We start from the raw sequence: 25,702 nt of genomic DNA, 5'->3' as shown, positions 1-25,702 counted from the left end.
ACCGAAATGGGAATGTGGGCGTGCGATTTTTGAAACCTATGCTGGTGAGCGTTTTCTGCGTTGTGCTTCTGTCTGCGGCAACCCGGCACGAGGAATTGCAGCGCGCCTTTGCCCGACCGGCCCGGATCGCCTTTCCCGAAGACGAACCCTATTCTCCGCAAAAAGCGGCGCTAGGAAAGATGCTGTTCTTTGATGCACGACTGTCCGGTGAACAGAACCGCAGTTGCGCAACCTGTCACAACCCATCCTTTGGCTGGGAAACACCCGTTCCTCGGGCTCTTGGCGCACTGCAGCGTCCGGTGGCGCGACACACACCAACAATTGAGAACCTTGCGGAGTCGGAACATTTCTTCTGGGACGGTCGCGTCCGGCGGCTGGAAGAACAGGCCATGGAGCCGGTGAGCCACCCGCAGGAAATGGGCTATAGTATGAACCGGGTTGTTCGGCGACTGTCGGCGATTTACAGCTACCGTCGCAATTTTGAGATCGCGTTCCCGGGTGAGGGACTGAACCGACATACGATTCTCGTAGCACTGGCAACCTATCAAAGAACATTACGTTCCGGCTGGTCCCCATTCGACGATTGGGTCGAAGGCGACGAAGACGCGATATCCGAACCGGCCAAACGAGGCTTTGACGTATTCACTGGCGTCGGCATGTGCAGCACCTGCCACACGGGCTGGGCCTTCACGGATCACGACTTTCACCGGGTCGGCGTCGCAAGCAAAGATCGCGGGCGTGGCTTGATAGATCCGGAAATGGCCTACCGTTTCAAGACGCCGGGGCTCAGGAATATTGCGTTGCGCGCACCCTATATGCATGACGGCAGCCTGACATCGCTCCGTGAAATTGTGGAACATTATCGCCGTGGAGGCACCCCCTCTGAGGGGCAGCCGAGTGATCTGCCGCCCCTGACGGCCATAACCGATCAGGATGTCAACGATCTGATTGCTTTTCTTGAAACCCTGACCGCCTATGAACCGCATGTTTCGGCTCCGGCGTTGCCGGTCGACTGAGGGACACGCATGTCGATCAAACGCCGCATACTTGGACCGATTGTATTTCTGATTTTGATTGGGATCATTGGCGCATCATGGATATCGCTCGCCGCAATTCGCACCCAGAATGAGATCCAGGACGCCGACAGCGCCACCCTGCGGACCCTTCAGGCAACGGAACGCGCGCAGAGAATTACAGCAGAGATCGAAGCACAGCTTGAGCGGTTCTTGAATTTCAACACGGTCATCCCGCCGGCAGAAATAGAAAGGCGCCACCAGCATTTTGTTTCGACCTTCAAAAGCGTCTGGGAAGAGGTCGCGGCCGCAGACGGGTCCCGCCGGCAAAGAGAAATGGCCGCCGCTATACTGCGCCACTTTGACGCCTGGGATCGGGAGGCATCCATTGCTCTTGGCCTCATCCCCGATACGCATGTTCCCTCCCGCAGCCGCCTTGATCAACTGTCGCAACGGATTGAATTGGCGCTCGTGGCGCTGGATCAGGAGGTCCGCCTCAGCGCGGCGACTTCGAATCAAAACGCCCGCGAAAAATATGTGCGTCACGTCGCATTTATCTTTATTTCGATGGTCGCCATCTTTGTGGTGTCGGGCTCGGCTTTTCTCGGCTTCAGCAGCCATTTAGTGGTATCGCTGACCCGGCTCGCCCAGGCCATGGAACGCATACGGGACGGAGACTATGACGCGCCCGTCCGGGACCTGGGCCGCCGCGATGAGGTCGGACAAATCGCACGCGGGGTCGCAGCCTTTTCCAAGACACTGCGCGACCTGTCTGCCGCGAAGTCCAGAATTGAGCACTTGGCGCTTCATGATCAACTCACGAATCTCCCCAACCGGCGCGCCCTGCAAGAGCACCTGAGCCACTGCCTCTCAGAACGCAAAAGCCCTGAGCACCGCGCGGCAGTTCTCCATGTGGATCTGGACAGGTTCAAGCAGATCAACGATCTGCTTGGCCATGCCGCAGGCGATGAGGTGCTGCGCCATGTGGCGCGCGCGATGACCTCGCAGATCACAGACGCAGACATGACTGCCCGTGTCGGCGGAGACGAATTCGTCATAGTCCTTCGGGATACAAAAGATGAGTCACAGGTGGAAGATCTGGCGCTGCGGGTCATCGACGCGGTCACCCAACCGATCGAAATCTGGGGAGAATTCGTCAATGTCGGCGCCAGCATCGGCATTGCCTTTGTGGGGGACACAGATGACGATCCCGCCCGCATTCTGTCCAATGCCGATATCGCACTCTATGTGGCCAAAAGCGAGGGGCGCGGACGTGCCTCATTTTATAACGACGCCACCCGCGCACGTTTTGAGGGAAACATGGCGCTTCTGAAGGATCTGCAAACGGGGTTGGAAAATGGCGAGATCATACCGTTCTTCCAGCCACAGGTAGATGGGCGAACCGGCAAAGTTCTGGGTTTCGAAGCTCTGGCGAGGTGGCAGCACCCGGAACGCGGCATGTTGGATCCGTCGGTCTTTATTACACTGGCATTTGAGCACGGGCTCGGCGACCGGTTGACGACAACGATAGTCTCACATGCCATTGCGGCCCTGGTAGACTGGCGCGCCCGAGGATTGCCCGCGCCCAGCATCAGCGTCAACTTCTCCGCCAAACAGTTGCGGGACGGCGGGCTGGTGGAGTTCCTCGATGATGCATTGTTCGAAGCCGCGCTGCAGCCCAAGGACATCAACATCGAAGTTCTGGAAAGCGTGCTCTTTGGTGATGGGGTGGATCCGGCCCTCAATACCATCGCTCAGCTTCAGGCGCGGGGCTACAAGATTGAGCTGGACGATTTCGGCACCGGGCATGCCTCCATATCCAACCTGCGGCGTTTCAAGGTCGACGGCGTCAAGATCGACCGCGACTTTGTATCCGGCGTCGATCAGGACGAGGAACAGGAGATGATTCTTCGAACCATCGTGGACCTCTGCCGCAACCTGGGAATTGAATGCCTTGCAGAAGGGGTTGAGACCGAGCAGGAAATGGAAAAACTGCTTCTGCTCGGCTGCAACAATTTCCAAGGCTATGGTATCGCCCGTCCGATGCCACAGGAGGCGGTGCCGATTTGGCTCGAGGGCCGCATCGATGCAGATTACGCTCTGGCTCGCGGGTAACAAACGGCCTGCAACGCCATAGCAGGCGCCCATCGTCGAATTTCAATATAGTTTTGCGGTGCACCGTTTTCGGAACCGGAATTTTTCATAGCCAGATCCCGCAGCTGAACAAGCCTTTCTGGTCTCAGGTGCGGCATCTGGGCCTGAAGGGGCCCGGCACGGGGCTGAGACTTTCACTGCGAAGGGCGCTGCAGCTGTCATAGATCTTTCACAAGGCGCAAGGCGTCATAGATGGCAGCGTGAATATTGCGCGCTGAAACGGCATCACCGATCCGGAACAACTGGAAGCCACCGCTGGTATTGCGCACGACGGACTGACGGTGCCCCGCAATCAATGCATCGTGATCCACCTGCCCTGCGTTCACACTGTGGGGCTTCAGATCATGATAGAGATCATCGTTGGGCAAGGTGCCGTAGTTCACGACGATCTGATCATAGCTCTGCTCTGATGTATGATCGCTATAGTCCGTCCCGATGGTGGCGACGAGTTCATTGCCGCGCCGCGCAACCTCCAGCAGGCGGCGGGTGACCGTGAAAGTGACGTCCTTGTCCTGCAATTCCCGCATGTACGGCACCAGGTTCATCGCCATGATATCGGGAGCAAAGGTGCGGTCAGGTGTCATGATTTCAACATGCCCCCCGGCCTTTGCGGCAATTTCCGCCGCCTGCAGCGCAGGATGGTCGCCGCTTTCGTCGTAGATCAACACACGTAGCGCGGGCTTTACATCGCCGGCAATCAAATCCCAGGCAGAGACCACATGCTGCGCGTCATGCCCGCTTTCAAACAATTCAATATTCGGCAGCCCGCCGGTGGCAACGATCACCACATCCGGGGCTTCAGCCAGTATGTCTTCTGCCTCGGCCCAGGTATTGAATTCAAATCGCACATCGCGGGCCGCACATTGGGCCATCCGCCAATCAATGATAGAGATCATCTCGCGGCGCCGAGGCGTCTGGGCTGCAAGGCGCACCTGCCCGCCGGGATCGGACTGCGCCTCGAAGACAGTGACGTCGTGACCACGCTCGGCGGCAACACGCGCGGCCTCCAACCCTCCGGGCCCGGCGCCGACGACCACGACCTTGCGCCGAGACTGTGCCTCCGGAATGTCATGCGGCATCGACAGCTCGCGGCCCGTAGCTGCGTTGTGAATACAAAGCGCATCGCCTGCCTGATAGATCCGGTCGAGACAATAGGTGGCGCCAACGCAGGGGCGGATATCATCCTCGCGCCCTTCGATAATTTTGCGCACGACGTGGGGGTCCGCCATATGAGCACGCGTCATCCCCACCATATCCAGAAGCCCGGCCTGGATTGCATGACGGGCGGTCGCCACATCGGGAATGCGGGCGGCATGAAAGACCGGCAAATGGGTTTCTTGTTTCACCAGACCCGCAAAATCAAGATGCGGAGCCGCCTTCATCCCCTGAACCGGGATCACGTCGGTCATTGCAGGGTCTGTGTGAATTCGGCCCCGTATCACATTCAGGAAATCAACCTGCCCGCTGTCGCTCAGAATACGGGAAATCTTCAGCCCTTCCTCGGCGGTGATACCGCCTTTCTGCACCTCATCTGCGGTAAAGCGCATACCGACGATAAAATCGTCACCCACGCGTTTGCGGATGGCCGTCAGCACATCGAGCGGAAAGCGAAGTCGGTTTTCCAGCGTGTCGGCCCCGTAGGGACCGCTCAGGTCGTTGGTCAGTGGAGACCAAAACTGATCGATCAGGTGCCCATAGGCCTGCAATTCGATCCCATCCATTCCCCCCGCCTGCATTCTCTCAGCAGCGTCGGCAAAGTCGGAGATGATCCGCTCTATATCCCAATCCTCGGCCAGTTTGGGGAAAGCCCTGTGCGCGGGTTCGCGGTGTTTCGAAGAGGACACCGACGGCAGCCAGTTGCCCTTGTTCCAGGTCGTCCTTCGACCCAGATGAGTCAGTTGGATCATGACCGCACAGTCATGCTCGTGACAGCCGTCCGTCAGATTGCGGATCCAGGGAACGACCTCGTCCTTGTAGGCGAGAATGTTGTTGAAAACGGGGGGGCTGTCTTTTGAAACCGATGCAGATCCCGCCGTCATTGCCAGTGCCACCCCGGCCCGGGCCCGCTCCGCATGATACGCGCGATAGCGGTCCTTCGGCATTCCGTCCTCAGGGTATGCAGGTTCATGACTGGTGGTCATGATCCGGTTCCTCAGTGTGAGGTGTTTCAGCGTGAAAGGTTGCAACAAGGGGTCGCGGGACATGGCGCTGCCTTCTCAATACAAATTCTTGACACAAGTGTTAAGTCAGCCTGCATGCGACTTGACACCTGTGTCAACAACTTTAAACTCCAGCCATGCTCCAATCGCCCAACACCCGCACCCGAGGCTCTCGCCAACTCTGGCTTGATGCAGCACTCAACCTTCTGGCGACAAGTGGCATCGATGCGGTGAAAATCATGCCTTTGGCCAAGTCCGTGGGGCAAACCCGCACTGGGTTTTATTGGTATTTCAAAGACCTGAGCGCCCTGCACGACGCGATGATCGAAACCTGGGAAACCCGCAACACAGGCCAGATACAAGCAAGATGCGAAGCCCCGGCCGGGACGATCAATCAGGCGCTCTTTAATCTGATGGACTGCTGGCTTTCCCCGGAGCTGTTCGATACGCGGCTGGATCTGGCAATCCGAAATTGGGCGCGCAACGATCCCAGGCTCGCCGCGCGTCTGCATGATGCGGATGCGGCGCGGATCACTGCAGTGCGGGACATGTTCTTGCGATATGGCTACAGCCCTGAACAGGCGGACGTGCGAAGCCTCACGGTGATTTACACTCAGATTGGCTATATTTCGCTGCAAGTCGAGGAGAACCCGGCGGCACGGCTCGCGCGTGTGCCGCATTACGTCGAAATGTTTTCCAGTCGCCCCCCGGCACCGGAAGAAATTGCGGCCTTCAGGGGTCGGCACCCCGTCCGACCGGGCTAGCTCATCCCACGACAACGGGCGACGGTCGCATCCAGTCCTTCCGCGATCAGGTTGCGCAGGTCGGATCCCCGCAGGACTTTCAAACCGGCCGCAGTTGTACCTGCGTAGTCAATCATCCCCTGCACGTGATCGGCAGGGGTCGCCTCGCCGCTGGCCATCATCTGCCCTGCCCCGAGAAAGAGCTGTCGCACGCTTCGGTCCGCCACCTCGGAATCGATTCCATGCGCCACTGCGTATTGGGTCATGCTCTCGGCAAAAAAGGCCACGAAACCCGGCACCGGCCCCGTCATTGCGGTAAAGATATCGAGATGCGCCTCATCCCGGATTTGGTCTGTTGTCCCGCAGGCCCCGAACAGGCTGCCGACAAAATCTCGGTCGCCAGCAGTCACGCCATCGGTCGCCACCCAAGGGGAATACGCAACACCTGTCGCGGCTGCCGGGCTGCACATGGCACGAACGATCCGTGTTGCGCCGGTCAGCGCGGCAATGCGCTCCGCCGTCACGCCGGCCATGACCGAAATCACCAGTTTGCCGCCCAGCGACACGCCAAGGTCCTCCGCGGCGGCGGGCGGAACGCACAGCAGAACCACGTCACAGGCCATCGCAAGGCGCTGGTTGTCAGCCGTCACATTCAGCTCCGGATATGTGTCAAACCCATCCAGCTGACCGCTGCGACAAGAGACCCAGATCTGTGAGGGCGGCAAAAGTCGCGATTGCAGGGTGGCCTGCAAAATCGCACGGCCAAGCATGCCAGCTCCGCCGATGATCCCCAAGGTTTGGCCTGTCATCTCACCCTCTATTCCCCGATCTTCTGCACCGCCTTGCAGGCCCCGCAGAGTGTCGCCATTTTGCACGCCACGCTCAGCCTTTCGACCGACCGTGCGATATTTGCAATTTGCCCTCTATCCGCCAGCGCGGCGAGACCTACCCCCCCCCCCCAGACTGCGGTCCAGTCAGGGAATGGGCTTGCGTGCATTGGAAAGCACGTCTTCAAACAAAATCAATATGTTTGTGCAGGGGAAGTTCTCGAATGCGCTGACCGGTCGCGGCAAAGATCGCATTGGCCAAGGCAGGTGCCGCAGGTGGCACCGCCGGCTCTCCGATCCCGCGGATTGCCGATCCATTGGAGAGTGCCCTGACAATGATTTCAGGTGCCTGATACAGACGCATGCCGGTGAAATCATAGAAATTGCTTTGATCAGGCATATGATCGTCATAGGTCAGCTCGCAATTCATGGCATGGCCCAAGCCCCAGATCACCCCGCCAAAGACCTGCGCTTCCAGATTGGTCGGGTCGAGCACCTCGCCCACATCCACCGCCACATAGACCTTCTCGATACGGATGCCGTCCTCCGTCTGCACCACGTCGACCACCTGGGCACAGGGTACGCCAAAAGACATGCAGAACCCGACCCCGCGCCCACGCCCGCCTGTGTGCAATTCACCATTCCAACCGGACATTTCGCCCACGGCCTCCAGCACCTTGCGAGAGGGGTCGTGCATACAAAGACGCATGCGCTCCGCGAGCGGATCAGCTCCGGCGGCATGGATCAACTCGTCAAGAAAACAGTCGTGATAAAATCCGTTTCCCGAGGCCCCCACTGATCGCCAGGACGAGACAGGGACCATGGCCGGCGCGCGATAGCCTGTGACCCGGTAGTTTGGGATTGCAAATGGTTGATCCCAGGCCCCAGTGGTGATGGTGGCGTCGGGTCCCGGCAAGTTCCGGCCGCTCAGCCGTTCGAGCCATTCCGGCGCCATGGCGGATTGGCTGACCGACAGGTCGAACCCGATGACCTTGCCGTCGGCGACCGCGCCGCGCGCCCGCGCGACGGACGCAGGTCGGGGGTAGTCATGAGTCATGTCTTCTTCGCGGCTCCACGTCAGCTTCAAGTGGCGCCCGGGCACAGCCATGGCCAGTTCCACTGCCTGCTCGACATGCGTCATTTCCAATCGGTGGCCAAAACTTCCGCCCATGGGCAGGACATGCACCTTGACGTTCGCCGCCTTCACGCCCGCAATACGGGCTGCCCGGTCGCGCACGAATACCGGAATTTGGGTGCCGGTCCAGATCTCGACCGCGTCTGCCTGAACCCGAACCACAGCATTCATCGGCTCCATCGGCGCATGCGCAAGATAGGGAACGCGGTAGTCTGCAGTGATGACAGTGCCGTCCGACAGGGCACGGTCAACATTGCCGTCGTCCCGCTGCCTGTGGTCAAAGAAGTCCGGCGCATTCAGGGCGGCCTCCAGCTCGTGAAACAACCCATCCGACGTGGCGGGATAGGCCGGTGCCTTCCAACTGATGTCCAGAGCATCCGCAGCCTGAAACGCGCGCCAGGTATTGTCGGCAATCACACCAACCCCCTGTGACATCGGGATAATTCTGTGCAAGCCCCGCATGTTTTCGGCCCGCGCGGTATCCAATCGAGCAAGACCCGCGCCGATCGCAGGATTGGCCCGCACCGTGGCGTGAAGCATGTCGTCAAATTCCAGGTCTATGCCGTAGACCTCGGTGCCCGTGCATTTGCGCGCCATATCCAGCCGGGGCAAGGCCGCCGTGCCAAGGTACTTCCATTCGGAGGACGGGCGCGGGGAGACATCCGCAACCGGCGCGATCTGCGCCGCCTCTGCGGCAAGGTCGGTATAGGCAATCCGCCCGCCGGCAGGCAGCAGGACGAAACCATCTGCGGTCTTCAAGTTGCTCCGCGCAATCCCTGTTCGCCGGGCCGCCGCCTCCTTCAGAGTTTCACGCGCAATTGCACCCGCTGTCCGCAACCGGTCGAACCCATCCGGGATCGTCGACGAGCCGCCGGTGACCTGGACAGAGAATAGCTTGGCCGGAACCGCCGAAAGGCTACGCAAACTCTCTGCGACAAAGCTGTCATCATAGGCAGGGTACGGAACCCCCTCGGCAAGGATCGTCGCGTTATGATACGCAGGCCCCGGCAGTCCGGGGGACAACCTGGCCGTCGCAGGATCAATATCCAGTTCTTCCGCAATGAGGTAGGCCTGGATGGAATATGCGCCCTGCCCCATATCGGCACGTGGCGTGATCAATGTGATCCCGTCTGCATCGATTTTCACAAAAGGAGTGAGCGCCGCCTCTCCCTCGGCAAGGCCCTCCAGCAGCGGGTTCGGGATTGGCTTTTTGGCAAGATAGACCCCGAATGCCACGCCCCCCGCAACGGCTGTGGAGCCCACGAGAAACGTCCGGCGGGTCAGTTTGCCAACGCGGGTCATGGCTTTGTCTCGCTCAGGGTCCGGGCGGCGGCGTGGATGGCAGCGCGGATACGGGGGTAGGTGCCGCATCGACACAGATTGCCGGACATCACCTCGTCAATCTCGGCATCGGATGGATGCGGGATCATCTCCAGAAGGCTGGCGGCCTGCATGATTTGACCAGATTGGCAGTAACCGCATTGCGCGACCTGATGCGTGATCCACGCGTCCTGCAAGGCGTGCAGCCTCTCCGGAGTGCCCAGGCCCTCGATGGTCAGGACCTCGCCCTCGAGATCCCCGACTGGCAATTGACAGGATCGCACGGCAACCCCGTCCACATGCACCGTGCAGGCGCCACATTGGGCAACGCCACAGCCATACTTGGGGCCCTTGATGTCCAATTCATCCCGCAGCACCCAAAGCAAAGGCATCTCGGGCTCCACGTTGATTTCGTGGAGGATTCCATTGACGGTCAGCTTCATTGTCCACTCCGTGGCGGCCAGTCAGACCCATCCTATCCGGTGCGTCCCCCGGAGACATTCACAGAGTGCGCCATTTTCAGAAACCTTGCGTCACCCTGCCGGGTCGGCAACCGGGCGACCGGGCGCCCCTTCAGCCTGCGGCCAGAAACGTATCAGCGGCCGTCAACAACCGGCACCGCCGAAGTCAGGTCGGGCGCGATGCGGATCATATCCGAAAGAGCATATCCCGGCGTGCTGAGGTCAACCGTGAGGCCGATCAACCCTGCAGGAACAGCGGTCGCCGCCGCCAGCGCATCCGCCAGGTCAACACCACAGCGCTGCGTCAAAACCGCAAGAGCGGTTGTCAGCTCCAGATCGGCCCCGGCCAATGTCCCATCCGCCAGGCACAACCGACCGTCCCGGCGCGTGATCGGCCGACCTTCGAGTTCGAACTCTGTCTTGTCTGTACCGGCAACCGCCATCGCGTCGCTGACAAGGAAGAGGCGCCCCTCCCCCCGCCGCTTCGCCACCCAGGCGGCCCGCAGGCTGGCCGGATGAACATGAATTCCGTCTGCGATGACGCCCGCAGACATCTCCGGCGTCTCCAGAACTGCGCCAACAAGACCCGGCATACGGTTGCCAAGCTGGCTCATGGCGTTGAACAGATGGGTGGCACAGCGCGCCCCGGCCTTGACGTAGGAGATGCAGGTCTCGAAAGACGCATCCGTATGACCCAGCGACACCAAGACACCGGCGGCCACCAAACGGCTCACCTGCTCGGCCGAGACATTTTCCGGAGCGACCGTCACTTTCAACGTGGCCAACCGCCCGGCGGCGCGGCATATCCGCTCCAGATCCGCAGCATCCATCGGCCGGATCAAGGACGCATCATGCGCGCCTTTGCGCGCGACTGACAAATGCGGACCTTCCAGATGCAGGCCGCCAAACCCGCGCACCCCCGCCTCGGTCGCGGCAATGCCCGCAGCCAGAGCGGCAGCCGTTTTTTCCGCGGTATCCGTTATCAGCGTTGGCAGAACCGTCGTCGTCCCCATCCGGCGATGCGCCTCGACGATCCGGATGATCGCTGCGGCAGAGGGCGCATCGTTGAGCATGACACCGCCACCGCCATTGACCTGCAGATCCACATAGCCGGGCGACAGGATATCCCCCTTGAGATCAATATGCTCGCCACCTTCGTCGCGGTCCGCTGACGGCACCAGGGCGACAAGCCGTCCCTCCCGAAACTGCGCCGCGTATCCTTCTCTCAGACGGAGCCCGTCAAAGATGGGGCCGCCCGAGTAGGTAGAGAGTGCCTGAGTCATATGGTTTCCGTCACCTTGTTCAGATGCCGTGGCGCATCCGGGTTCACGCCGCGCCGCACGGCAACAGCTTCGACCATTCCATAGAACGAAACGATGCTCGCGATGGGATCAGTGATCCAATGATCCGTCCGCACATGCGGCAGAACCTCCACGCCCTCGGCGCGCTGCGTTGTGGCGAAAACACGCGCCCCTTTTGCCGCCAATGCCTGCGAAATCTCTGCGACGCTGGCCTCGGCGGCATCGGCTGCTGCAAACGCGATGACTGGAAATTCGCGACCGACGATGGACACCGGCCCATGAAGAACTTCTGCTGCCGAGTAACTTTCAGCATGGATCTGGCAGGTTTCCTTGAGCTTCAACGCGGCCTCGTTGGAAATTGCCCAGCTCGGACCGCGCCCCAATGTATAGAGGGACTGCCCGTCGATCGCCTCTATTGCGGCGCTCCAATCACAGTCCTTCGCTTTGGCCAAATGCTTGGGCAGGGTGCGAATTGCATTCAGGAGCTCTGCGTCCTGCTTGACCTCCGCCATCAGCCACAGCCCAGCCACCAGCGAGGTCACAAAGGTCTTGGTCGCAGCAACGCTCAGCTCCGGGCCGGCATGAATTGGCAGGATGGCTTCTGACGCGTCGGCCAGTGGCGACATCGCGTCATTGGTGATCGCCACCGTATACGCGCCACCGGCGGCAAAGGCAGAGGTCAGCTGCACAATGTCGGGGCTTTTTCCGGATTGAGACACCGAGAGGCTCAGGGCGCCCTTGCACCGAAGATCGACACCATAGATCGACTTCACGGAGGGGCCCACCGATGCCATAGGGAGCCCCAGCAACAACTCGCTGGCGTATTTCAGATAGGTGCAGGCATGGTCGGAGGACCCGCGCGCCACCGACAACAGATAGCTCGGTGCGAGGTCCCGTATATGCGCGGCGGTCGAGGTGACAGCGCCAGATCCCTTGATCAACAGATTCTCGACCGCGTCTGGAATTTCATCGATTTCGCACCGCATCTGTGTCCGGAAATCGCTCATGGATATTGACCCTTCAATTGGACAGCCGCAGTTCTGCGACAAAGTCGTATGCATCGCCTCGATAAATGGATCGCGTCAGCTCTGCGACACGACCATCGGCCAGATATGACAGGCGCTGAATACGCAATCCGGCCGTCCCTTCCGCAACATTGAGCAGCCCAGCTTCGGTTTCTTTCAGATTGATCGCAGAGATCTTTTGCACGGCCCGAACCGGACGATGGCCAATACGGTCCAGAGTGGCATATAGGGATGTCGTTACCTCAAGCGGGTTTGGAAGAACCGAGAGAGCCAGCGCCGCGCGTTCCAATGCCATCGGCTGGCCGCCCGCCGCACGCAGGCGGTATATTCTGGCGACCGACTCGCCTGCTCCGAGGTCAAGGACATCAATCTCCTCTTCGCTCGCGAGAAAGATCCCGCGCTCCAGCCAGGTCGATGTCGTTTCCAACCCGCGTTGCTGCATGTCTTCGGTGAAAGACGTCAGATGCGACAAGGATTGCTCGACACGGGCCGGATTGTCACACACGAAAGTGCCCGAGCCCTGACGCTGTTCAATAGCGCCTTGCTGAACCAGCTCCTGCATCGCCTTGCGAACCGTCACGCGGGACAGGTCGGTAATGTCTGCAATTTCGCGCTCGGGTGGCAATGAGCTGTTGGGGGGCAAAACACCGGTCCGTATCGCCTGCTCCAGCCGACGGCGCAGCTGAACGTAGCGTGGCCCACTGCCCTGATCAAACCATTTGACCGGCTGCAGGAACTCCGCAATGCTCATTCGCCACCTTCCCGCGCGAAATCCCACGCAAGTGCAATCGCACCGTCAAGCGGCGTCCCCATAGGTACGGCGCAGGCGTCCTGCATTGCCACCGGCAAATACGGCCGGAACTGAGGCGCGATCCCGCCAGTCAGACAGAGGCGCACGCCCGGCTGCCACCCAAGTTTTTGCAGAGTATCGGAAATCCCCTGTGCTGCGGCGCTCAGGACTTCGACGGCCAGCAGATCGCCATCGGCCGCCAGACGGGTCACCTCGGGCGCGAGGCCGCCAAAATCTGCAGGCCGGGCCGAGGCCGCAAAAGCCACGATCCCCGAGGCGCCTCCAAACCGGCTGAGGAGGAGCTGGCCCAATCCGGAGCGCGGACGTAGCCCATCCACCTCCTCAAGCGCACATGACAAGGCCCGCCGCCCCACCCACTGAGCAGATGCCGGATCTCCCAGCACAGCGCCCCATCCTCCTACGAATTGCGCACATCCTGAGATCTGCCCTGCAAAGAATGACCCCGTGCCACAATGCGCGACAAATCCATCGCCCTCACCGAGCGCACCGCGCAATGCGGTGGGACGGTCGTCCGTGATCCGCGCCCGCCGAAATGGGAGAAAAGCCTCGAACCGGCCTGCGATCGCATCTCCCGTCACCCCCGCAATCCCAATGTAGGTCGGGCAGGCGACCAAATCCGAAATAGCGCGCCCCGTCCGGGCCGATAACTGAGCGAGGCCGTTGCGCACCTCAAGGACCGCCCCGTCGAGATCGGTGGAGATGTTTGCAGGTCCCGCCTCTACTGCGATGACGGACACCCCATCAGAAAGGGCCAGGCGGCAGCGGGTACCGCCACCATCAAGCGCAAGAACAGAGGTCTTCAATGAATTCTCCATATCGATACCATTACAATACCAACAGACCCCAGGGAAGACTAATTAAAAACCATATGCGCAAAAAATGCCGAACTCTCAGCTGCCACAAACATGAAATGGGATGAAATCAATACAGCAGGATGAAATGGTAGACAAAAGGTATCAAATGGGTATCGTCAAGATCAACATGGAGAGAATCACGTGTCCACCGCTGCCACGGAACAATCGCACGACAATGCCAGAGATCTGGAGACCCGCGCCCTGAGTGACGTGGCCCGTATTCTCGCGCAATCGCAGCAGGCCGCAGCACAGACACCCCTGCTCGCCATCGATGCCATTTGCAGCGGCGCCCTGGCAATGGCACGGGCGATCCGAACGGGCGGTACGCTGCACTATGTGGCTGCGGGCTCCTCCGGTCTCATGGCCGCTGCTGACGCGCTGGAATTGGGGGGCACGTTCTCAATTCCAGCCGCGCAACTGCGGATCCACATGGCGGGCGGCTTGCCAACCGGCGTGGAAATGCCCGGCGATACGGAAGATGACATCTCTGGCCTGGCGAGCGCCTTGTCCGGTGCCGCCGACAGGGACGTTTTCATCGGTGTGTCAGCCAGCGGCAGCACGCCCTATACCGTCGAAGCGATCAAACTTGCCAAACAACGCGGGGGGACAGTGATCGGGATCGCAAACAATGCGGGCTCTGAGCTGCTGAACCTCAGCCATCACGCGATACACCTGCACACCGCCCCAGAAGTCGTATCCGGCTCTACCCGCATGGGAGCAGCCACGGCCCAAAAAATTGCCCTGAACATGCTGTCCACCCTCATGGCGATCGAACTGGGTCATGTTCACGACGGAATGATGGTCAACCTGCGCGCTGACAACACAAAACTGCGCGGTCGGGCCCAAAATATCGTCGTGAAAGCCGCAAACGTCACCGAAGGCGCGGCCGCCACGGCAATAGAGACGGCGGCCGGAAACACCAAATGCGCGATCCTGATTGCCGCCGGCGCAAGAGACCTCGCTGACGCCGAGCAACGCCTACAGACGACCAAGGGCAAGCTGCGACCGGCGCTGCAAACCCTCAAGAAATAAATAAAAAAATCATTCCAATAGGAGGAAGACCCCATGAGAAGAAAATCTATGTTGGCGGCACTGGCCAGTACGGCACTGGTCGCAACCTCAGCCCTCGCAGAAGACGTCACGCTGACGGTTGAAAGCTGGCGCAATGACGACCTGACCCTTTGGCAGGAGAAGATCATTCCGGCGTTTGAAGCCGCCCACCCTGGCATCAAGGTCAAGTTCACGCCCAGCGCGCCGACCGAATATAATGCAGTGCTGAACTCCAAACTCGATGCGGGTTCTGCGGGCGACCTGATCACCTGCCGGCCTTTCGACGCGTCGCTGGCACTGTTCGACGCGGGCCATCTCGCGGATCTGGACGACATGGAGGCGATGGGCAACTTTTCAGATGTCGCCAAATCCGCATGGCAGACCGACGACGGCTCGGCCAGCTTCTGTGTCCCGATGGCCTCAGTCATCCACGGGTTCATCTACAACAAAGACGCATTCGAAGAGCTGGGTCTGGAGGTTCCGACGACCGAAGATGAATTCTTCGCCGCGCTGGAGACGATCAAGGAAGACGGCACCTACATCCCGATGGCCATGGGCACCAATGACCAGTGGGAAGCGGCAACCATGGGATACAACAACATCGGTCCGAACTACTGGAAAGGCGAAGAAGGCCGCAAAGCGCTGATCGCGGGCGAGCAGAAACTGACCGATGAGCAGTGGGTGGCCCCGTTTGAAACTCTTGCCAAATGGGCGGATTATCTCGGCGACGGATTTGAAGCCCAGACCTACCCGGACAGCCAGAACATCTTCACCCTCGGTCGCGCTGCGATCTATCCGGCCGGCAGCTGGGAGATCTCGGGCTTCAACGCGCAGGCTGATTTCGAAATGGGAGCGTTCAAACCGCCGGTCAAGGCAGCGGGCGATACCTGCTACATCTCTGATCACACAGATATCGGCATTGGTATGAATGCATCGACCGAACATCCCGAAGCCGCCAAGGCCTTCCTCAGCTGGGTGGCCTCTCCGGAGTTTGCCAGCATCTTCGGCAACGCCCTGCCGGGCTTTTTCCCGCTGTCAAACGCACCGGTCGAGATGAGTGACCCGCTTGCCAAAGAGTTTGTGAGCTGGCGTGGCGAGTGCGAAAGCACCATCCGCTCCACCTATCAGATTCTGTCGCGCGGCACTCCGAACCTGGAGAATGAAACATGGGGCGCATCCGCCGCTGCAATCAAGGGCACTGACACCCCCGAGGCGCTTGCCGAGAAACTGCAGTCCGGTCTGGCGAATTGGTACGCACCGCAGCAGTAGAGCGCAGAGGCGACCCAATTCATTGTTGAGAAACGACCGGACGCGTGTCCCCCACGCGTCCGGATCCTGTACCGGAGTTCTCCATGCAACTGCCCCGCCTTCGCTGGCATATCGCCGTCTTCCTGGCGCCTGCTGTGCTCATCTATTCCACGGTTATGATCTTTCCGCTTTTCAATACGCTTCGCCTTGCCCTTTATGCCGAGGTCGATCAGGGGCGCGTGTTTGTCGGGTTTGAAAATTTCCGCACCTTGTTTTTTGATCCGATCTGGTCGGAACAGTTCTGGAATGCACTTGGCAACAACTTCTGGTTCTTCCTGATCCATATGCTGGTGCAAAACCCGATTGGAATTGCACTCGCGGCACTTCTGAGCCACCCGCGGCTGCGGTTTGCTGCCCTTTATCGCTCTGCCATCTTCATACCAACCGTGCTCAGCTTCGTGATTGTGGGTTTCGCATGGAAATTGATCCTGTCACCGATCTGGGGCATCGCGCCATCATTGCTGGACGCCGTCGGTTTGAAATCGCTCTTTGCGCCCTGGCTCGGAAAAGAAGAATACGCCCTGACCACGCTGGCGATGATCTCTGTGTGGCAGTTCGTGGGCATCCCGATGATGCTGATCTACGCAGCCCTCCTGTCGATCCCCGAGGACATTCTCGAAGCGGGAGAAATCGACGGTGTGACGGGCCTCGCCGCTTTCTGGAAGATAAAACTCCCGCTGATCCTGCCATCGATAGGCATTATCTCCATTCTGACCTTTGTCGGGAATTTCAACGCGTTTGATCTGATTTACGCCGCCCAGGGCGCGCTGGCGGGGCCTGATTTCTCGACCGACATATTGGGCACCTTCATGTACCGCACCTTCTTTGGCTTTCAGCTGCAACTTGGCGATCCGCATATGGGCTCGGCGATTGCAGGGGCCATGTTCGCGATCATCCTCGTCGGCGTCTGTCTTTATCTTTTTGGCATCCAGACCCGGATGCGCCGCTATCAGCTCTGACGGAGGCACGAGATGAATACAGCACGCTCAAACCCCATCAATGCAGCGCTGATGCATGGCGCGCTGATCCTCTACACGTTGATCGCGCTGTTCCCGGTTTTTGTCATCCTGATCAACAGCTTCAAAAGCCGAAAGAAGATCTTTCGGGAACCGCTGGCGCTGCCGGACGCCGAGAGCTTCTCACTCGTTGGATACCAGACCGTGATGAAGCAGGGCGATTTCATTCTCTACTTTCAGAACTCATTCATTGTGACTGTCGGATCGCTGACCTTGATCCTGCTGTTTGGCGCAATGGCTGCCTTTGCCCTCAGTGAGTATCGGTTTCGCGGCAATATGCTGATGGGGCTATACCTTGCGCTTGGCATCATGATCCCGATCCGTATCGGCACCGTGGCGATCCTGGAAATGATGGTCGCGACCGGCCTTGTGAATACGCTCTGGGCGCTCATTCTTGTCTACACGGCGCAAGGCCTGCCGCTGGCCGTTTTCATCCTCAGTGAGTTCATGCGCCAAGTAAGCGACGACCTGAAAAACGCAGGCCGCATCGATGGCCTTAGCGAATATGCGATATTTTTCAAATTGGTGCTGCCGCTGGTCCGCCCCGCCATGGCGACGGTCGCGGTGTTCAACATGATCCCGATCTGGAATGATCTATGGTTCCCGTTGATCCTCGCCCCTGCGGAGGAAACCAAAACCCTGACGCTGGGAAGCCAGGTCTTCATCGGCCAGTTCGTGACCGATTGGAACGCGGTTCTGTCTGCGCTGTCGATGGCGATCCTGCCTGTCTTGGTGCTGTATGTGATTTTCTCGCGCCAACTGATCCGTGGAATAACGTCGGGAGCCGTCAAATGATCCGTGTATTGATCGCAGGGTTGGGGAACATGGGGCTGAGCCATGCGCTGGCCCATCACAAAACTCGGGACGCCGAAATCGTCGCTCTTGTGAACCGCTCCGGCACGGTGGATCACCCTGATTTGGCTCAATATCCGGTGTTTACCGACTTCCATACTGCCTTGGCGAACACGCGGCCTGACCTGGTGGTGATTGCAACCTATTCCGACAGTCACGCGCAATACGCGATAGACGCGATGACGGCTGGCGCGCATGTCTTCGTCGAAAAACCTCTGGCCACCACAGTGGAAGATGCGTGCCGGGTCACGGCTTGCGCCAGAGCAACAGGCCGGAAATTGGTCGTCGGCTACATCCTGCGCCATCACCCGTCATGGATGCGATTGATTTCAGAAGCTCAGGCACTCGGCGGGCCCTACGTGTTTCGCATGAACCTCAATCAACAGAGCAGCGGCCCGGAGTGGGAAACCCACAAGGCACTGATGCAGACGACCTCGCCAATTGTCGATTGCGGCGTTCACTACGTTGATGTGTGGTGCCAGATCACTGACGCAAAGCCGGTGCTGGTCCATGGAATCGGCATCCGACTATCAGATGAAATCGCGGCAGATATGTATAATTACGGCCAATTTCAGGTGACCTTCGATGATGGATCAGTGGGATGGTATGAGGCCGGCTGGGGGCCCATGATGTCTGAGACCGCTTTTTTCGTCAAAGACGTGATCTCTCCCCATGGCTCCGTATCCATCACCGAAGACGCCAAATCCGCGTCCTCCGATGTGGACGGTCACACCCGGGTCGGCGGTCTGTTGGTGCACCGGCCCGAAGGCGACCGGCTCATAGATCTACCGGATGAGCCCGGCCATCAGGATCTATGTGATGCAGAGCAGGCCTACGTCCTGCGCGCAATTTCCCACGATATTGACCTGTCCCGCCATGCAAGAGACGCCGTCCAATCCCTGGCGATTTGCCTGGCCGCGGATCAAAGCATCCGCCTCGGGTCCCCGGTCAAGTTAGAGGAGGTTTTGCCATGACAGCGCTGACCCTGAGCAATGTGAGTAAATCCTTCGGGACGGTGGAGGTGTTGAAAAATATCAACATCGACGTCGAAGAAGGAGAGTTCGTCGTCTTTGTCGGCCCCTCCGGATGTGGGAAGTCCACCCTATTGCGCACGATTGCAGGTCTTGATGATGTCAGCTCTGGCGAGGTGCTTATTGACAACAAAAAGGTGAACCGGACGCCCCCCTCCAAACGCGGGATCGCCATGGTTTTTCAAAGCTATGCCCTCTATCCTCATCTGAACGTCCGCAACAACATGACTCTGGCGCTCAAGCAGGCGAAGGAAAGCAAGGATGTGATTGAACAGCGTCTGGCGGAAGCCAGCCGAATGCTCAGCCTTGAGGACTATCTGGACCGCTACCCTTCCGAATTGTCCGGCGGGCAACGCCAGCGGGTCGCGATCGGGCGCGCGATCGTGCGCCACCCAAAGCTGTTCCTTTTCGACGAACCTCTTTCCAATCTCGATGCGGCGCTCCGTATGAACACCCGTCTGGAGATCGCCAATCTCCACCAGACGTTGGGTGCGACCATGATTTATGTGACGCATGATCAAACCGAGGCCATGACCCTTGCGGATAAAATCGTCGTCCTGCGCGATGGGCGCGTTGAGCAGGTCGGCAGCCCGATGGAGCTCTACAACAATCCCGCCAATCAGTTTGTCGCCGGGTTCCTCGGCTCACCGGGGATGAATTTTCTGCCTGCAACACTGCTGCAAGACGGCAATCCCAATACCTTGGGCGTTCGTCCGGAGGATCTGTTTTTCGACGACAATGGTCCGCTTGAAATTACAACGCAACATGTCGAACATCTGGGCGGTGACACCAACGTGATTGGAACATGCCAAGGCCAGCCGATAACCCTGCGCCTGTTCGGCCAGCAGGCCGCTACCGTCGGAGCGGTCGCGCGGGTCTCAATAGCGCAAGACCGGTCGTATTTCTTCAGTCCCGACGGCAGCCGGATCCGCTGACACGAAACCTCTGCCGGTGGCATAGGGGCACTGAAAAATATGACCGGCCCTGATGTCTGCTCCGCACAGGCCGAAGAACCGGCATCAGAACCGCTGGCTGAAAAGGCCAATACCCTTCCCCATCCGCAAAAGGGACGGCAGGGGGCAATGCGAATGCGCCGACCTCAAGTCGGATATTCAGTTGACCTCCCATCAACGGCTTGCCATTTCAAGAGAGACGGAAATGTGAGGTGCATCTTGCCAAAACTAGGGATGGAAGCCAAACGCCGGGCAGCGCTGGTGTCCGCGGCCATAGACGAGATCGGCGAAACGCGCTCCATTGAAGTGACCGTCGCCAGAATAGCGCGCCGCGCCGGCATGAGTAGCGGCCTGGCGCATCACTATTTTGGCAGCAAGGAGCAGATGCTGATTGCCGCAATGCGCCATATTATGGCCGATTTTTCAGCGAATGTCCGGGATGGCCAACGAAAAGCGACCGATCCCAGAACGCGCCTCGAAGCCATTCTACGCGCGAATTTCGCACCCCACGTCTTTCACCCTAGAAAAACATCCGCTTGGCTGAGCTTTTACTCTCTCTCCCAGCACCAACCCGATGCCGGGCGTCTCATGCGGCTCTATCAGCGGAGATTGCGCAGTAACCTTCTCTTTGACCTGCGCAAATTGTCTCCACGCGCTGAGAGCATTGCCGACACATTGGCTGCATTGATTGATGGCGTATATCTGCGGGCAGCCTTGTCCCATGGCGCGCATAGCGAGGCCGCGTTCGCGACTGTCGCTTTTGCATTGGAGACGATGCTGAACCGCTATCCGACCGGAGAACGCGCCGCCACGACCGGCTGCGTTGCACAGCCGCCAGACGCATTCTGAGAAATGAATGCGTGAGTCAGGATTTCAGGGTTAAAGTGCCGCGCGAACCACAGGCGGTAACTCGCTGTACCCTCCTGCGCTTCAGACCGGCTGAGACCCGCATGCAACTCCTCCGCTGGGATCACATTGACCGGTTCCCTCGGGCAAATTTGCTTTGTAGGCTTTGTCAGGGAGAATTTTGATGATCAATGGTTTGAAGGCGCGCAATCTGTCATTTCAATACGGCGCCAAAACGGCGCTCAATAACGTCTCCTTTGAAGTATCCAAAGGTCAGTTCTGCGCTTTGCTGGGCCCGAATGGCGCCGGAAAGTCTACTCTTGTTTCCCTTTTGACACGTCTGCTGGTCGCGCCGGGTGACGGTGAAATCCACCTCATCGGTCACAGCCTCGAACATAGCCCCCGCAACGCACTGGCCGCATTGGGAGTTGTCTATCAACAGCCGACATTGGACATGGACCTCACGGTACGCCAAAACCTCGCCTATTTCGGCGCGCTACATGGATTGTCGCGCAAGGATATCCGCATCCGCAGCGAGGCCGCGTTGGATCGCCTTGGCATGCTGGAGCGCGCAGGGGAACGCATACGAAACCTGAATGGTGGCCACCGACGCAGGACTGAACTCGCACGCGCACTGCTCCATGATCCCAAGGTTTTGCTGCTGGACGAACCCACCGTTGGTCTGGATGCAGCAGCCCGGGCGGCGATCACCGATCATGTGCACGATTTGGCAGATCAGGGCATGAGTGTATTGTGGACCACCCATTTGACCGATGAAGTGCGCGACAGCGATCATCTTCTGGTGTTGCATCAGGGTCAAATTCTGGAAGACGGATATGCCGGTGAAATCCGAGGCGACTTGCCGTTGCAGGAGTGGTTTCTTCTGCGGACAGGAGATCGCTCATGATCATATGGTTCAGGGCGCTCCGGGCAATTGTCGGACGGGATTTTCTGCGTTTTGTGCATCAGCGAGAGCGTTTCCTGGCCGCGCTGGTGCGGCCGTTGGTGTGGCTTTTGGTCTTTGCAGCAGGATTTCGCGCAGCCCTGGGCATATCAATCACGCCGCCCTATCAGACCTATATCACCTACGAGACCTATATCGTGCCGGGTCTGTGCGGCATGATCTTGTTGTTCAATGGAATGCAAAGTTCCCTAAGTCTCGTCTATGATCGCGAGATCGGCACAATGCGCCTGTTGCTCACCAGCCCGTTACCGCGCTGGTGGTTGCTGTTGTGCCGTCTGATCGGTTCAACGATCGTTTCCGTCCTGCAGGTCTATACGTTTCTGGTTATTGCAGGGGTGTTTGGCATCACAATGCCACCGCTGGGATACGTGGCTGTACTCCCCGGCCTGATGATGGCCGGACTGATGCTCAGCGCGCTTGGGCTGGTACTCTCAAGCTTCATCAAACAGCTGGAGAATTTCGCCGGCGTGATGAATTTCGTCATCTTCCCGATGTTCTTTCTCTCTTCTGCGCTCTATCCGCTTTGGAAAATGGCCGAAAGTTCGGACCTGCTGCGCGACATCTGCGCCCTTAATCCCTTTACCCATGCGGTAGAGATGATCCGCTACCTGCTTTACCTCGACTTCAGCTGGCCGGCCCTGATCTGGGTCGTCGCATCAACCGCTGTATTCCTCGGCATGGCAATATGGGGCTATGATCCCGCACGCGGTCTCATGAAGCGAAAAACCGGCTGAGCAGCCCGGAACGGAGCGTCTCAAGCTTCCTGTTCAATTCCGTTCACCGTCCGGCAGCGCCAACTTTTGATTTCATGTCGTGGATGGGTATTGACCCATTTTGCCAACTCAGGTTGGGCGCCCAAAAGGCACATCTGTGGTGACACATCCACAAAGACCATGCTCCGCTCGGAGCAGGCGGTGGGCTGGCCGGAAAGGCAAACAACGAAGAGGAGTTCAATCATAAAACATGGCTTTCACTGGTTACGACTTTAGTATGAGAGTCCGCAGCGGCCATGTCTTATTATCTTTGGGTCAGAGCAAGCCACTTTTGGTCTTCCCGCCCAAATTGCGAGCGAAATGGTTAAGATTTTCCGCTTTCTTTGCGTCAATAAAACGCAAGCTTTGACAGGAAACACCCAGGGCGTGTGCGGTCCAAAATCCGCTCCCTGAAAACGTGTCAACATAGCCTTTGGTCTCACTCCGGCTTTGCGACCCGCCGGTCTAGGCTGTTCGCACCCGGTTCTTAAATTCGGTCCACACCTTTGATCGCAGCGAATATCCTTAACCCCCCGCACCGCCTGAGCGCCCTACGGTGGCGACCTCTGTCATTGCGGATGCGTCTTGGCCTCGGGGCGGCGGCTCTGAGCGCCGGGGCCATTGTGGCCGCATTGGTTCTGTATTTCGGCATGTCCGACGTGGCCAAGCGTCTGGAAACCGCGTTGGCGTCCGAGCAGCGTATGACACGCTATTCCGCATTATCGACGCAGATCTCAACCTTTTTGGTGATTGCCACCGAGAGCGTGCAGACAGGTCTGTCACCAGGCGAACGTATGGCGCGCATCCAGCCGACAGCCGACCGGATTGAACAGGTCTTTGTGTTCCTGCGGTCAGATCTGGAAAAAGCGGTCGAGAGCGCCCGCAGCATTGGCGTTGATCAGCAATCACGATTTGGCACCCAATCGCTGGGGCTTGCCCGCATGGAGGCCCTGCTGCACCGAACACTGGTCGGTCTGGCTGATCCGGATGGAGATGCCCCGCGGCTCAGGGCGCATCTGGACAGTTTCGCAGGCAGCTTTGATCCACTTCTGAATCAAGCTGTGAACACAGAAAGATTGTTCCGCAACAATGCGCTGCAGGGGATTGAAGCGCTGCGCCACCGCCTGGCAGTGACAGCCGCATTGATTGCAGCGCTTTCCGTTCTTGGTGTATTGTTCTTCTATATTGCCCTGGTCCGACCTCAGTTTTCCCGCCTGGAAAAACTGCACGCGGCAGCCCAAAAGATAGGTTCTGAAGACTTTTCCCTGTCGCTTCCGGTCACCCGACTAGACGAGATCGGGCGATTGTACTCCGCCACGAACCGTATGGCGCAGGCTCTGGCACGGCGCCAGGAGCGCGTCGAGACCGAATGGTCCAAGCTGAACTCAGTGATTGACAGGCGCACGCAGGAATTGCGCGCCGCCAACCAGCGCCTGGAAGAAATCGATGAGAACCGGCGGCGCTTTTTTGCGGATGTCAGTCATGAACTGCGTACGCCGCTGACGGTCATTCTGATGGAAGCACAGATTGGCAAGCAGGGGAACGGGCCGGATGCCCAGGCCTTTGCAACCATTGAAAACCGCGCCGCCCGGCTAAACCGCCGTATCGACGATTTGCTCAGGGTGGCCAAATCGGAAAACGGTCAACTTGCCTTTGACCCTCGCCCGGTAGAGCTGAGCGAAATCATTAAGGCGACCTTGCAGGAAATCCGGGCCGAGGTCGAAAGTGCCGGCATGACGCTGGACACCGACCCGCCACCTGATGTGCGGCTGACGTGTGACCCAAACTGGATCCGTCAGGTGATCGTGGGCGTGATCCGAAACGCAATCCGGCATGCTCGGTCTGGCATACACATGCGCCTGAGCTGCACGGTTTCCGCTTCCGGTGTTGCGATTTCTCTGCGGGACAATGGCCCCGGAATACCCAAGGACGATCAGGAAAAGATCTTTGACCGCTTCAGTCAGAGCGCCGGTCACAAAGCGCAGGGCTTTGGTGTCGGGCTTGCCCTAGCGGCTTGGGTGATCGGGGCACATGGCGGCCGCATTCACGCGATGAGCCCCATCCCCGCCGCGCGCGCATTGGGTAAAAATCCGGGCTGTGACATCACGCTGCAGTTGCCGCTATCACCGGTTCCGGATCTCCACGCTCCAAATGTCAAAGAGCCCAATTTCAAAGAGGAGGACCCGACATGTCTGACAGATGCCTGTTGATTGTCGACGACGACCCGGAAATCGCCTCTGCGCTCGCGCGCGGCCTTGCCCTGCATGGCTATGAAACCGTAACTGAGAACCGGGCCGATCTGGCGCGGGCTCATTTCCGGAACCAACGTTTTTCCGGTGCGATTGTCGATGTGATGCTGGGAAATGACAACGGCCTTGATCTGGTGCGTGAGGCGCGCAGCAACGGCGTGACCCTGCCGATCCTCGTGCTATCGGCCCTTGCAGACGTGGAACATCGCGCCAAAGGGTTGGAAGCCGGAGCGGACGACTACGTTGTCAAACCCTTTTCCTTTGACGAACTGGTTGCGCGTTTGCGTGTCCAGGAACGACGCGCTCCTGTCGCACGCCCCGATCCTGCCCTGATGTGCGACGAGACCCGCAGCCTGCGCCATGCGCAAGGTGAACTCGTTTTGACAGAGCGCGAATATGAGCTGCTTTCTCTCCTGGCAGAACGCCCCGACACGCCCCATTCCCGCAATATGATCTTTGATGCACTCTGGGCGAAAGAAGGCGCAGGAAACGAAAATGTCGTCGATGTCTACATCGGATACCTTCGGAAAAAACTCGCCCCACTCAATTTTGGTTTCGAAATCAAGACGGTTCGCCACAAAGGGTTTTGTCTGAGCGGGCTTGCCCCGCGCCGTCCACCCTCGGCACTTAGGAATTAAGACTGGCAGGCGGTGTCGGAATTCGACAGTCTGACAGCAAGAGACCTTCTCCGCAGACACCTCCAGACAGCAGTCTGCGGAAAGTGCTTTGGACAAATTGCAATACCCTCATGTCTTTGCAGGGATCCACGCAGGCCATCCTCTCTCAATTTTGGCTGGTGTGGGTCCCGTCCTCCGTTTCCGGTTTGGAACGTTGCGCAGCATCGCATCTGCACTCCAAGGTCAACCGAGACTTTGGAC

At 59.0% G+C, this 25,702-nt stretch carries 23 protein-coding genes; 14 read left to right on the top strand and 9 right to left on the bottom strand.

Annotation, left to right across the window (positions count from 1 at the left end):
* Positions 1–20 precede the first annotated feature (20 nt).
* Together FGE21_RS02475 and FGE21_RS02470 are read left to right on the top strand one after the other, a co-directional pair.
* Positions 21–1,016, top strand: a complete 996-nt coding sequence (locus tag FGE21_RS02475) for a cytochrome-c peroxidase (protein WP_255731260.1) — start codon at positions 21–23, stop codon at positions 1,014–1,016.
* Positions 1,017–1,025: 9 nt separating this feature from the next.
* Positions 1,026–3,128 carry a bifunctional diguanylate cyclase/phosphodiesterase gene (locus FGE21_RS02470; protein ID WP_139661375.1) on the top strand — a complete coding sequence of 701 codons (2,103 nt, stop codon included), beginning with the start codon at positions 1,026–1,028 and terminating at the stop codon, positions 3,126–3,128.
* A 197-nt stretch (positions 3,129–3,325) separates the two neighbouring features.
* On the opposite strand, the gene FGE21_RS02465 is transcribed toward FGE21_RS02470, so the two are convergent.
* Complete coding sequence (locus tag FGE21_RS02465; protein ID WP_139661373.1) at positions 3,326–5,371, bottom strand: NADH:flavin oxidoreductase; 2,046 nt, start codon at positions 5,369–5,371, stop codon at positions 3,326–3,328.
* A 92-nt stretch (positions 5,372–5,463) separates the two neighbouring features.
* Between FGE21_RS02465 and FGE21_RS02460 the strand changes: the two genes are divergently transcribed.
* Positions 5,464–6,090, top strand: coding sequence for a TetR/AcrR family transcriptional regulator (locus FGE21_RS02460; protein ID WP_139661371.1), 627 nt, complete (start codon positions 5,464–5,466; stop codon positions 6,088–6,090).
* Here FGE21_RS02460 and FGE21_RS02455 read toward each other — a convergent pair.
* The 7 genes from FGE21_RS02455 to FGE21_RS02425 all read right to left on the bottom strand — a co-directional run bounded on the left by FGE21_RS02455 (position 6,087) and on the right by FGE21_RS02425 (position 13,764).
* Complete coding sequence (locus FGE21_RS02455) at positions 6,087–6,878, bottom strand: pyrroline-5-carboxylate reductase (RefSeq protein ID WP_139661370.1); 792 nt, start codon at positions 6,876–6,878, stop codon at positions 6,087–6,089. The genes FGE21_RS02460 and FGE21_RS02455 overlap by 4 nt on opposite strands.
* Before the next feature lie 202 nt (positions 6,879–7,080).
* A complete protein-coding gene (locus FGE21_RS02450) occupies positions 7,081–9,333 on the bottom strand; it encodes a xanthine dehydrogenase family protein molybdopterin-binding subunit (protein WP_139661368.1) in 2,253 nt (750 codons plus the stop codon).
* Entirely contained in the window at positions 9,330–9,794 is a 465-nt protein-coding gene (locus FGE21_RS02445; protein ID WP_139661367.1) for a (2Fe-2S)-binding protein, read from the bottom strand. The genes FGE21_RS02450 and FGE21_RS02445 overlap by 4 nt, the downstream gene beginning before the upstream one ends.
* A 152-nt stretch (positions 9,795–9,946) precedes the next feature.
* A complete protein-coding gene (nagA, locus tag FGE21_RS02440; protein ID WP_139661365.1) occupies positions 9,947–11,095 on the bottom strand; it encodes an N-acetylglucosamine-6-phosphate deacetylase in 1,149 nt (382 codons plus the stop codon).
* A complete protein-coding gene (locus tag FGE21_RS02435) occupies positions 11,092–12,120 on the bottom strand; it encodes an SIS domain-containing protein (protein ID WP_139661364.1) in 1,029 nt (342 codons plus the stop codon). Before FGE21_RS02435 ends, nagA begins: the two co-directional genes overlap by 4 nt.
* A 13-nt stretch (positions 12,121–12,133) precedes the next feature.
* Positions 12,134–12,889: a GntR family transcriptional regulator gene (locus tag FGE21_RS02430; RefSeq protein ID WP_139661362.1), complete on the bottom strand. Its 756-nt coding sequence runs from the start codon at positions 12,887–12,889 to the stop codon at positions 12,134–12,136.
* Positions 12,886–13,764: a BadF/BadG/BcrA/BcrD ATPase family protein gene (locus FGE21_RS02425; protein WP_139661360.1), complete on the bottom strand. Its 879-nt coding sequence runs from the start codon at positions 13,762–13,764 to the stop codon at positions 12,886–12,888. The genes FGE21_RS02430 and FGE21_RS02425 overlap by 4 nt, the downstream gene beginning before the upstream one ends.
* Positions 13,765–13,944: 180 nt before the next feature.
* Here FGE21_RS02425 and FGE21_RS02420 point away from each other — a divergent pair, with 180 nt between their 5' ends.
* The 9 genes from FGE21_RS02420 to FGE21_RS02380 all read left to right on the top strand — a co-directional run bounded on the left by FGE21_RS02420 (position 13,945) and on the right by FGE21_RS02380 (position 22,557).
* On the top strand, positions 13,945–14,835 hold the full coding sequence (locus FGE21_RS02420) for an N-acetylmuramic acid 6-phosphate etherase (RefSeq protein WP_139661359.1): 891 nt from the start codon (positions 13,945–13,947) through the stop codon (positions 14,833–14,835).
* A gap of 33 nt (positions 14,836–14,868) precedes the next feature.
* Complete coding sequence (locus tag FGE21_RS02415) at positions 14,869–16,122, top strand: ABC transporter substrate-binding protein (RefSeq protein ID WP_139661357.1); 1,254 nt, start codon at positions 14,869–14,871, stop codon at positions 16,120–16,122.
* An 83-nt stretch (positions 16,123–16,205) separates the two neighbouring features.
* Positions 16,206–17,120: a carbohydrate ABC transporter permease gene (locus tag FGE21_RS02410; RefSeq protein WP_139661355.1), complete on the top strand. Its 915-nt coding sequence runs from the start codon at positions 16,206–16,208 to the stop codon at positions 17,118–17,120.
* A 12-nt stretch (positions 17,121–17,132) separates the two neighbouring features.
* Positions 17,133–17,972 (top strand): carbohydrate ABC transporter permease, encoded by an 840-nt coding sequence (locus tag FGE21_RS02405; protein ID WP_139661354.1) that lies wholly within the window; start codon positions 17,133–17,135, stop codon positions 17,970–17,972.
* Positions 17,969–19,003: a Gfo/Idh/MocA family protein gene (locus tag FGE21_RS02400; protein WP_139661352.1), complete on the top strand. Its 1,035-nt coding sequence runs from the start codon at positions 17,969–17,971 to the stop codon at positions 19,001–19,003. The genes FGE21_RS02405 and FGE21_RS02400 overlap by 4 nt, the downstream gene beginning before the upstream one ends.
* Complete coding sequence (locus tag FGE21_RS02395) at positions 19,000–19,995, top strand: ABC transporter ATP-binding protein (protein ID WP_139661350.1); 996 nt, start codon at positions 19,000–19,002, stop codon at positions 19,993–19,995. The genes FGE21_RS02400 and FGE21_RS02395 overlap by 4 nt, the downstream gene beginning before the upstream one ends.
* Positions 19,996–20,232: 237 nt before the next feature.
* Complete coding sequence (gene betI / locus FGE21_RS02390) at positions 20,233–20,862, top strand: transcriptional regulator BetI (RefSeq protein WP_139661348.1); 630 nt, start codon at positions 20,233–20,235, stop codon at positions 20,860–20,862.
* A 181-nt stretch (positions 20,863–21,043) separates the two neighbouring features.
* Entirely contained in the window at positions 21,044–21,766 is a 723-nt protein-coding gene (locus FGE21_RS02385; RefSeq protein WP_139661347.1) for an ABC transporter ATP-binding protein, read from the top strand.
* Positions 21,763–22,557 carry an ABC transporter permease gene (locus tag FGE21_RS02380; protein ID WP_139661345.1) on the top strand — a complete coding sequence of 265 codons (795 nt, stop codon included), beginning with the start codon at positions 21,763–21,765 and terminating at the stop codon, positions 22,555–22,557. Before FGE21_RS02385 ends, FGE21_RS02380 begins: the two co-directional genes overlap by 4 nt.
* Positions 22,558–22,577: 20 nt before the next feature.
* On the opposite strand, the gene FGE21_RS02375 is transcribed toward FGE21_RS02380, so the two are convergent.
* Positions 22,578–22,781, bottom strand: a complete 204-nt coding sequence (locus tag FGE21_RS02375; protein ID WP_139661344.1) for a hypothetical protein — start codon at positions 22,779–22,781, stop codon at positions 22,578–22,580.
* Positions 22,782–23,153: 372 nt separating this feature from the next.
* Between FGE21_RS02375 and FGE21_RS02370 the strand changes: the two genes are divergently transcribed.
* Both FGE21_RS02370 and FGE21_RS02365 read left to right on the top strand, forming a co-directional pair.
* Entirely contained in the window at positions 23,154–24,785 is a 1,632-nt protein-coding gene (locus tag FGE21_RS02370) for a HAMP domain-containing sensor histidine kinase (protein WP_139661342.1), read from the top strand.
* On the top strand, positions 24,764–25,462 hold the full coding sequence (locus FGE21_RS02365) for a response regulator transcription factor (protein ID WP_139661340.1): 699 nt from the start codon (positions 24,764–24,766) through the stop codon (positions 25,460–25,462). The genes FGE21_RS02370 and FGE21_RS02365 overlap by 22 nt, the downstream gene beginning before the upstream one ends.
* Positions 25,463–25,702 lie beyond the last annotated feature (240 nt).

Origin of the sequence: Phaeobacter sp. B1627 (assembly GCF_006265095.1) — a bacterium.
GTDB lineage: Bacteria > Pseudomonadota > Alphaproteobacteria > Rhodobacterales > Rhodobacteraceae > Epibacterium.
This window is presented reverse-complemented; position numbering and strand designations above follow the sequence as displayed.

Bases quoted from the DNA above. Each gene is read 5' to 3' on its own strand.
- FGE21_RS02470 (WP_139661375.1), top strand. From the start codon at position 1,026: ATGTCGATCAAACGCCGCATACTTGGACCGATTGTATTTCTGATTTTG.
- FGE21_RS02465 (WP_139661373.1), bottom strand. From the start codon at position 5,371: ATGTCCCGCGACCCCTTGTTGCAACCTTTCACGCTGAAACACCTCACA.
- FGE21_RS02460 (WP_139661371.1), top strand. From the start codon at position 5,464: ATGCTCCAATCGCCCAACACCCGCACCCGAGGCTCTCGCCAACTCTGG.
- FGE21_RS02455 (WP_139661370.1), bottom strand. From the start codon at position 6,878: ATGACAGGCCAAACCTTGGGGATCATCGGCGGAGCTGGCATGCTTGGC.
- FGE21_RS02450 (WP_139661368.1), bottom strand. From the start codon at position 9,333: ATGACCCGCGTTGGCAAACTGACCCGCCGGACGTTTCTCGTGGGCTCC.
- FGE21_RS02445 (WP_139661367.1), bottom strand. From the start codon at position 9,794: ATGAAGCTGACCGTCAATGGAATCCTCCACGAAATCAACGTGGAGCCC.
- nagA (WP_139661365.1), bottom strand. From the start codon at position 11,095: ATGACTCAGGCACTCTCTACCTACTCGGGCGGCCCCATCTTTGACGGG.
- FGE21_RS02435 (WP_139661364.1), bottom strand. From the start codon at position 12,120: ATGAGCGATTTCCGGACACAGATGCGGTGCGAAATCGATGAAATTCCA.
- FGE21_RS02430 (WP_139661362.1), bottom strand. From the start codon at position 12,889: ATGAGCATTGCGGAGTTCCTGCAGCCGGTCAAATGGTTTGATCAGGGC.
- FGE21_RS02425 (WP_139661360.1), bottom strand. From the start codon at position 13,764: ATGGAGAATTCATTGAAGACCTCTGTTCTTGCGCTTGATGGTGGCGGT.
- FGE21_RS02415 (WP_139661357.1), top strand. From the start codon at position 14,869: ATGAGAAGAAAATCTATGTTGGCGGCACTGGCCAGTACGGCACTGGTC.
- FGE21_RS02410 (WP_139661355.1), top strand. From the start codon at position 16,206: ATGCAACTGCCCCGCCTTCGCTGGCATATCGCCGTCTTCCTGGCGCCT.
- FGE21_RS02405 (WP_139661354.1), top strand. From the start codon at position 17,133: ATGAATACAGCACGCTCAAACCCCATCAATGCAGCGCTGATGCATGGC.
- FGE21_RS02400 (WP_139661352.1), top strand. From the start codon at position 17,969: ATGATCCGTGTATTGATCGCAGGGTTGGGGAACATGGGGCTGAGCCAT.
- FGE21_RS02395 (WP_139661350.1), top strand. From the start codon at position 19,000: ATGACAGCGCTGACCCTGAGCAATGTGAGTAAATCCTTCGGGACGGTG.
- FGE21_RS02385 (WP_139661347.1), top strand. From the start codon at position 21,044: ATGATCAATGGTTTGAAGGCGCGCAATCTGTCATTTCAATACGGCGCC.
- FGE21_RS02380 (WP_139661345.1), top strand. From the start codon at position 21,763: ATGATCATATGGTTCAGGGCGCTCCGGGCAATTGTCGGACGGGATTTT.
- FGE21_RS02375 (WP_139661344.1), bottom strand. From the start codon at position 22,781: ATGATTGAACTCCTCTTCGTTGTTTGCCTTTCCGGCCAGCCCACCGCC.
- FGE21_RS02370 (WP_139661342.1), top strand. From the start codon at position 23,154: ATGCGTCTTGGCCTCGGGGCGGCGGCTCTGAGCGCCGGGGCCATTGTG.
- FGE21_RS02365 (WP_139661340.1), top strand. From the start codon at position 24,764: ATGTCTGACAGATGCCTGTTGATTGTCGACGACGACCCGGAAATCGCC.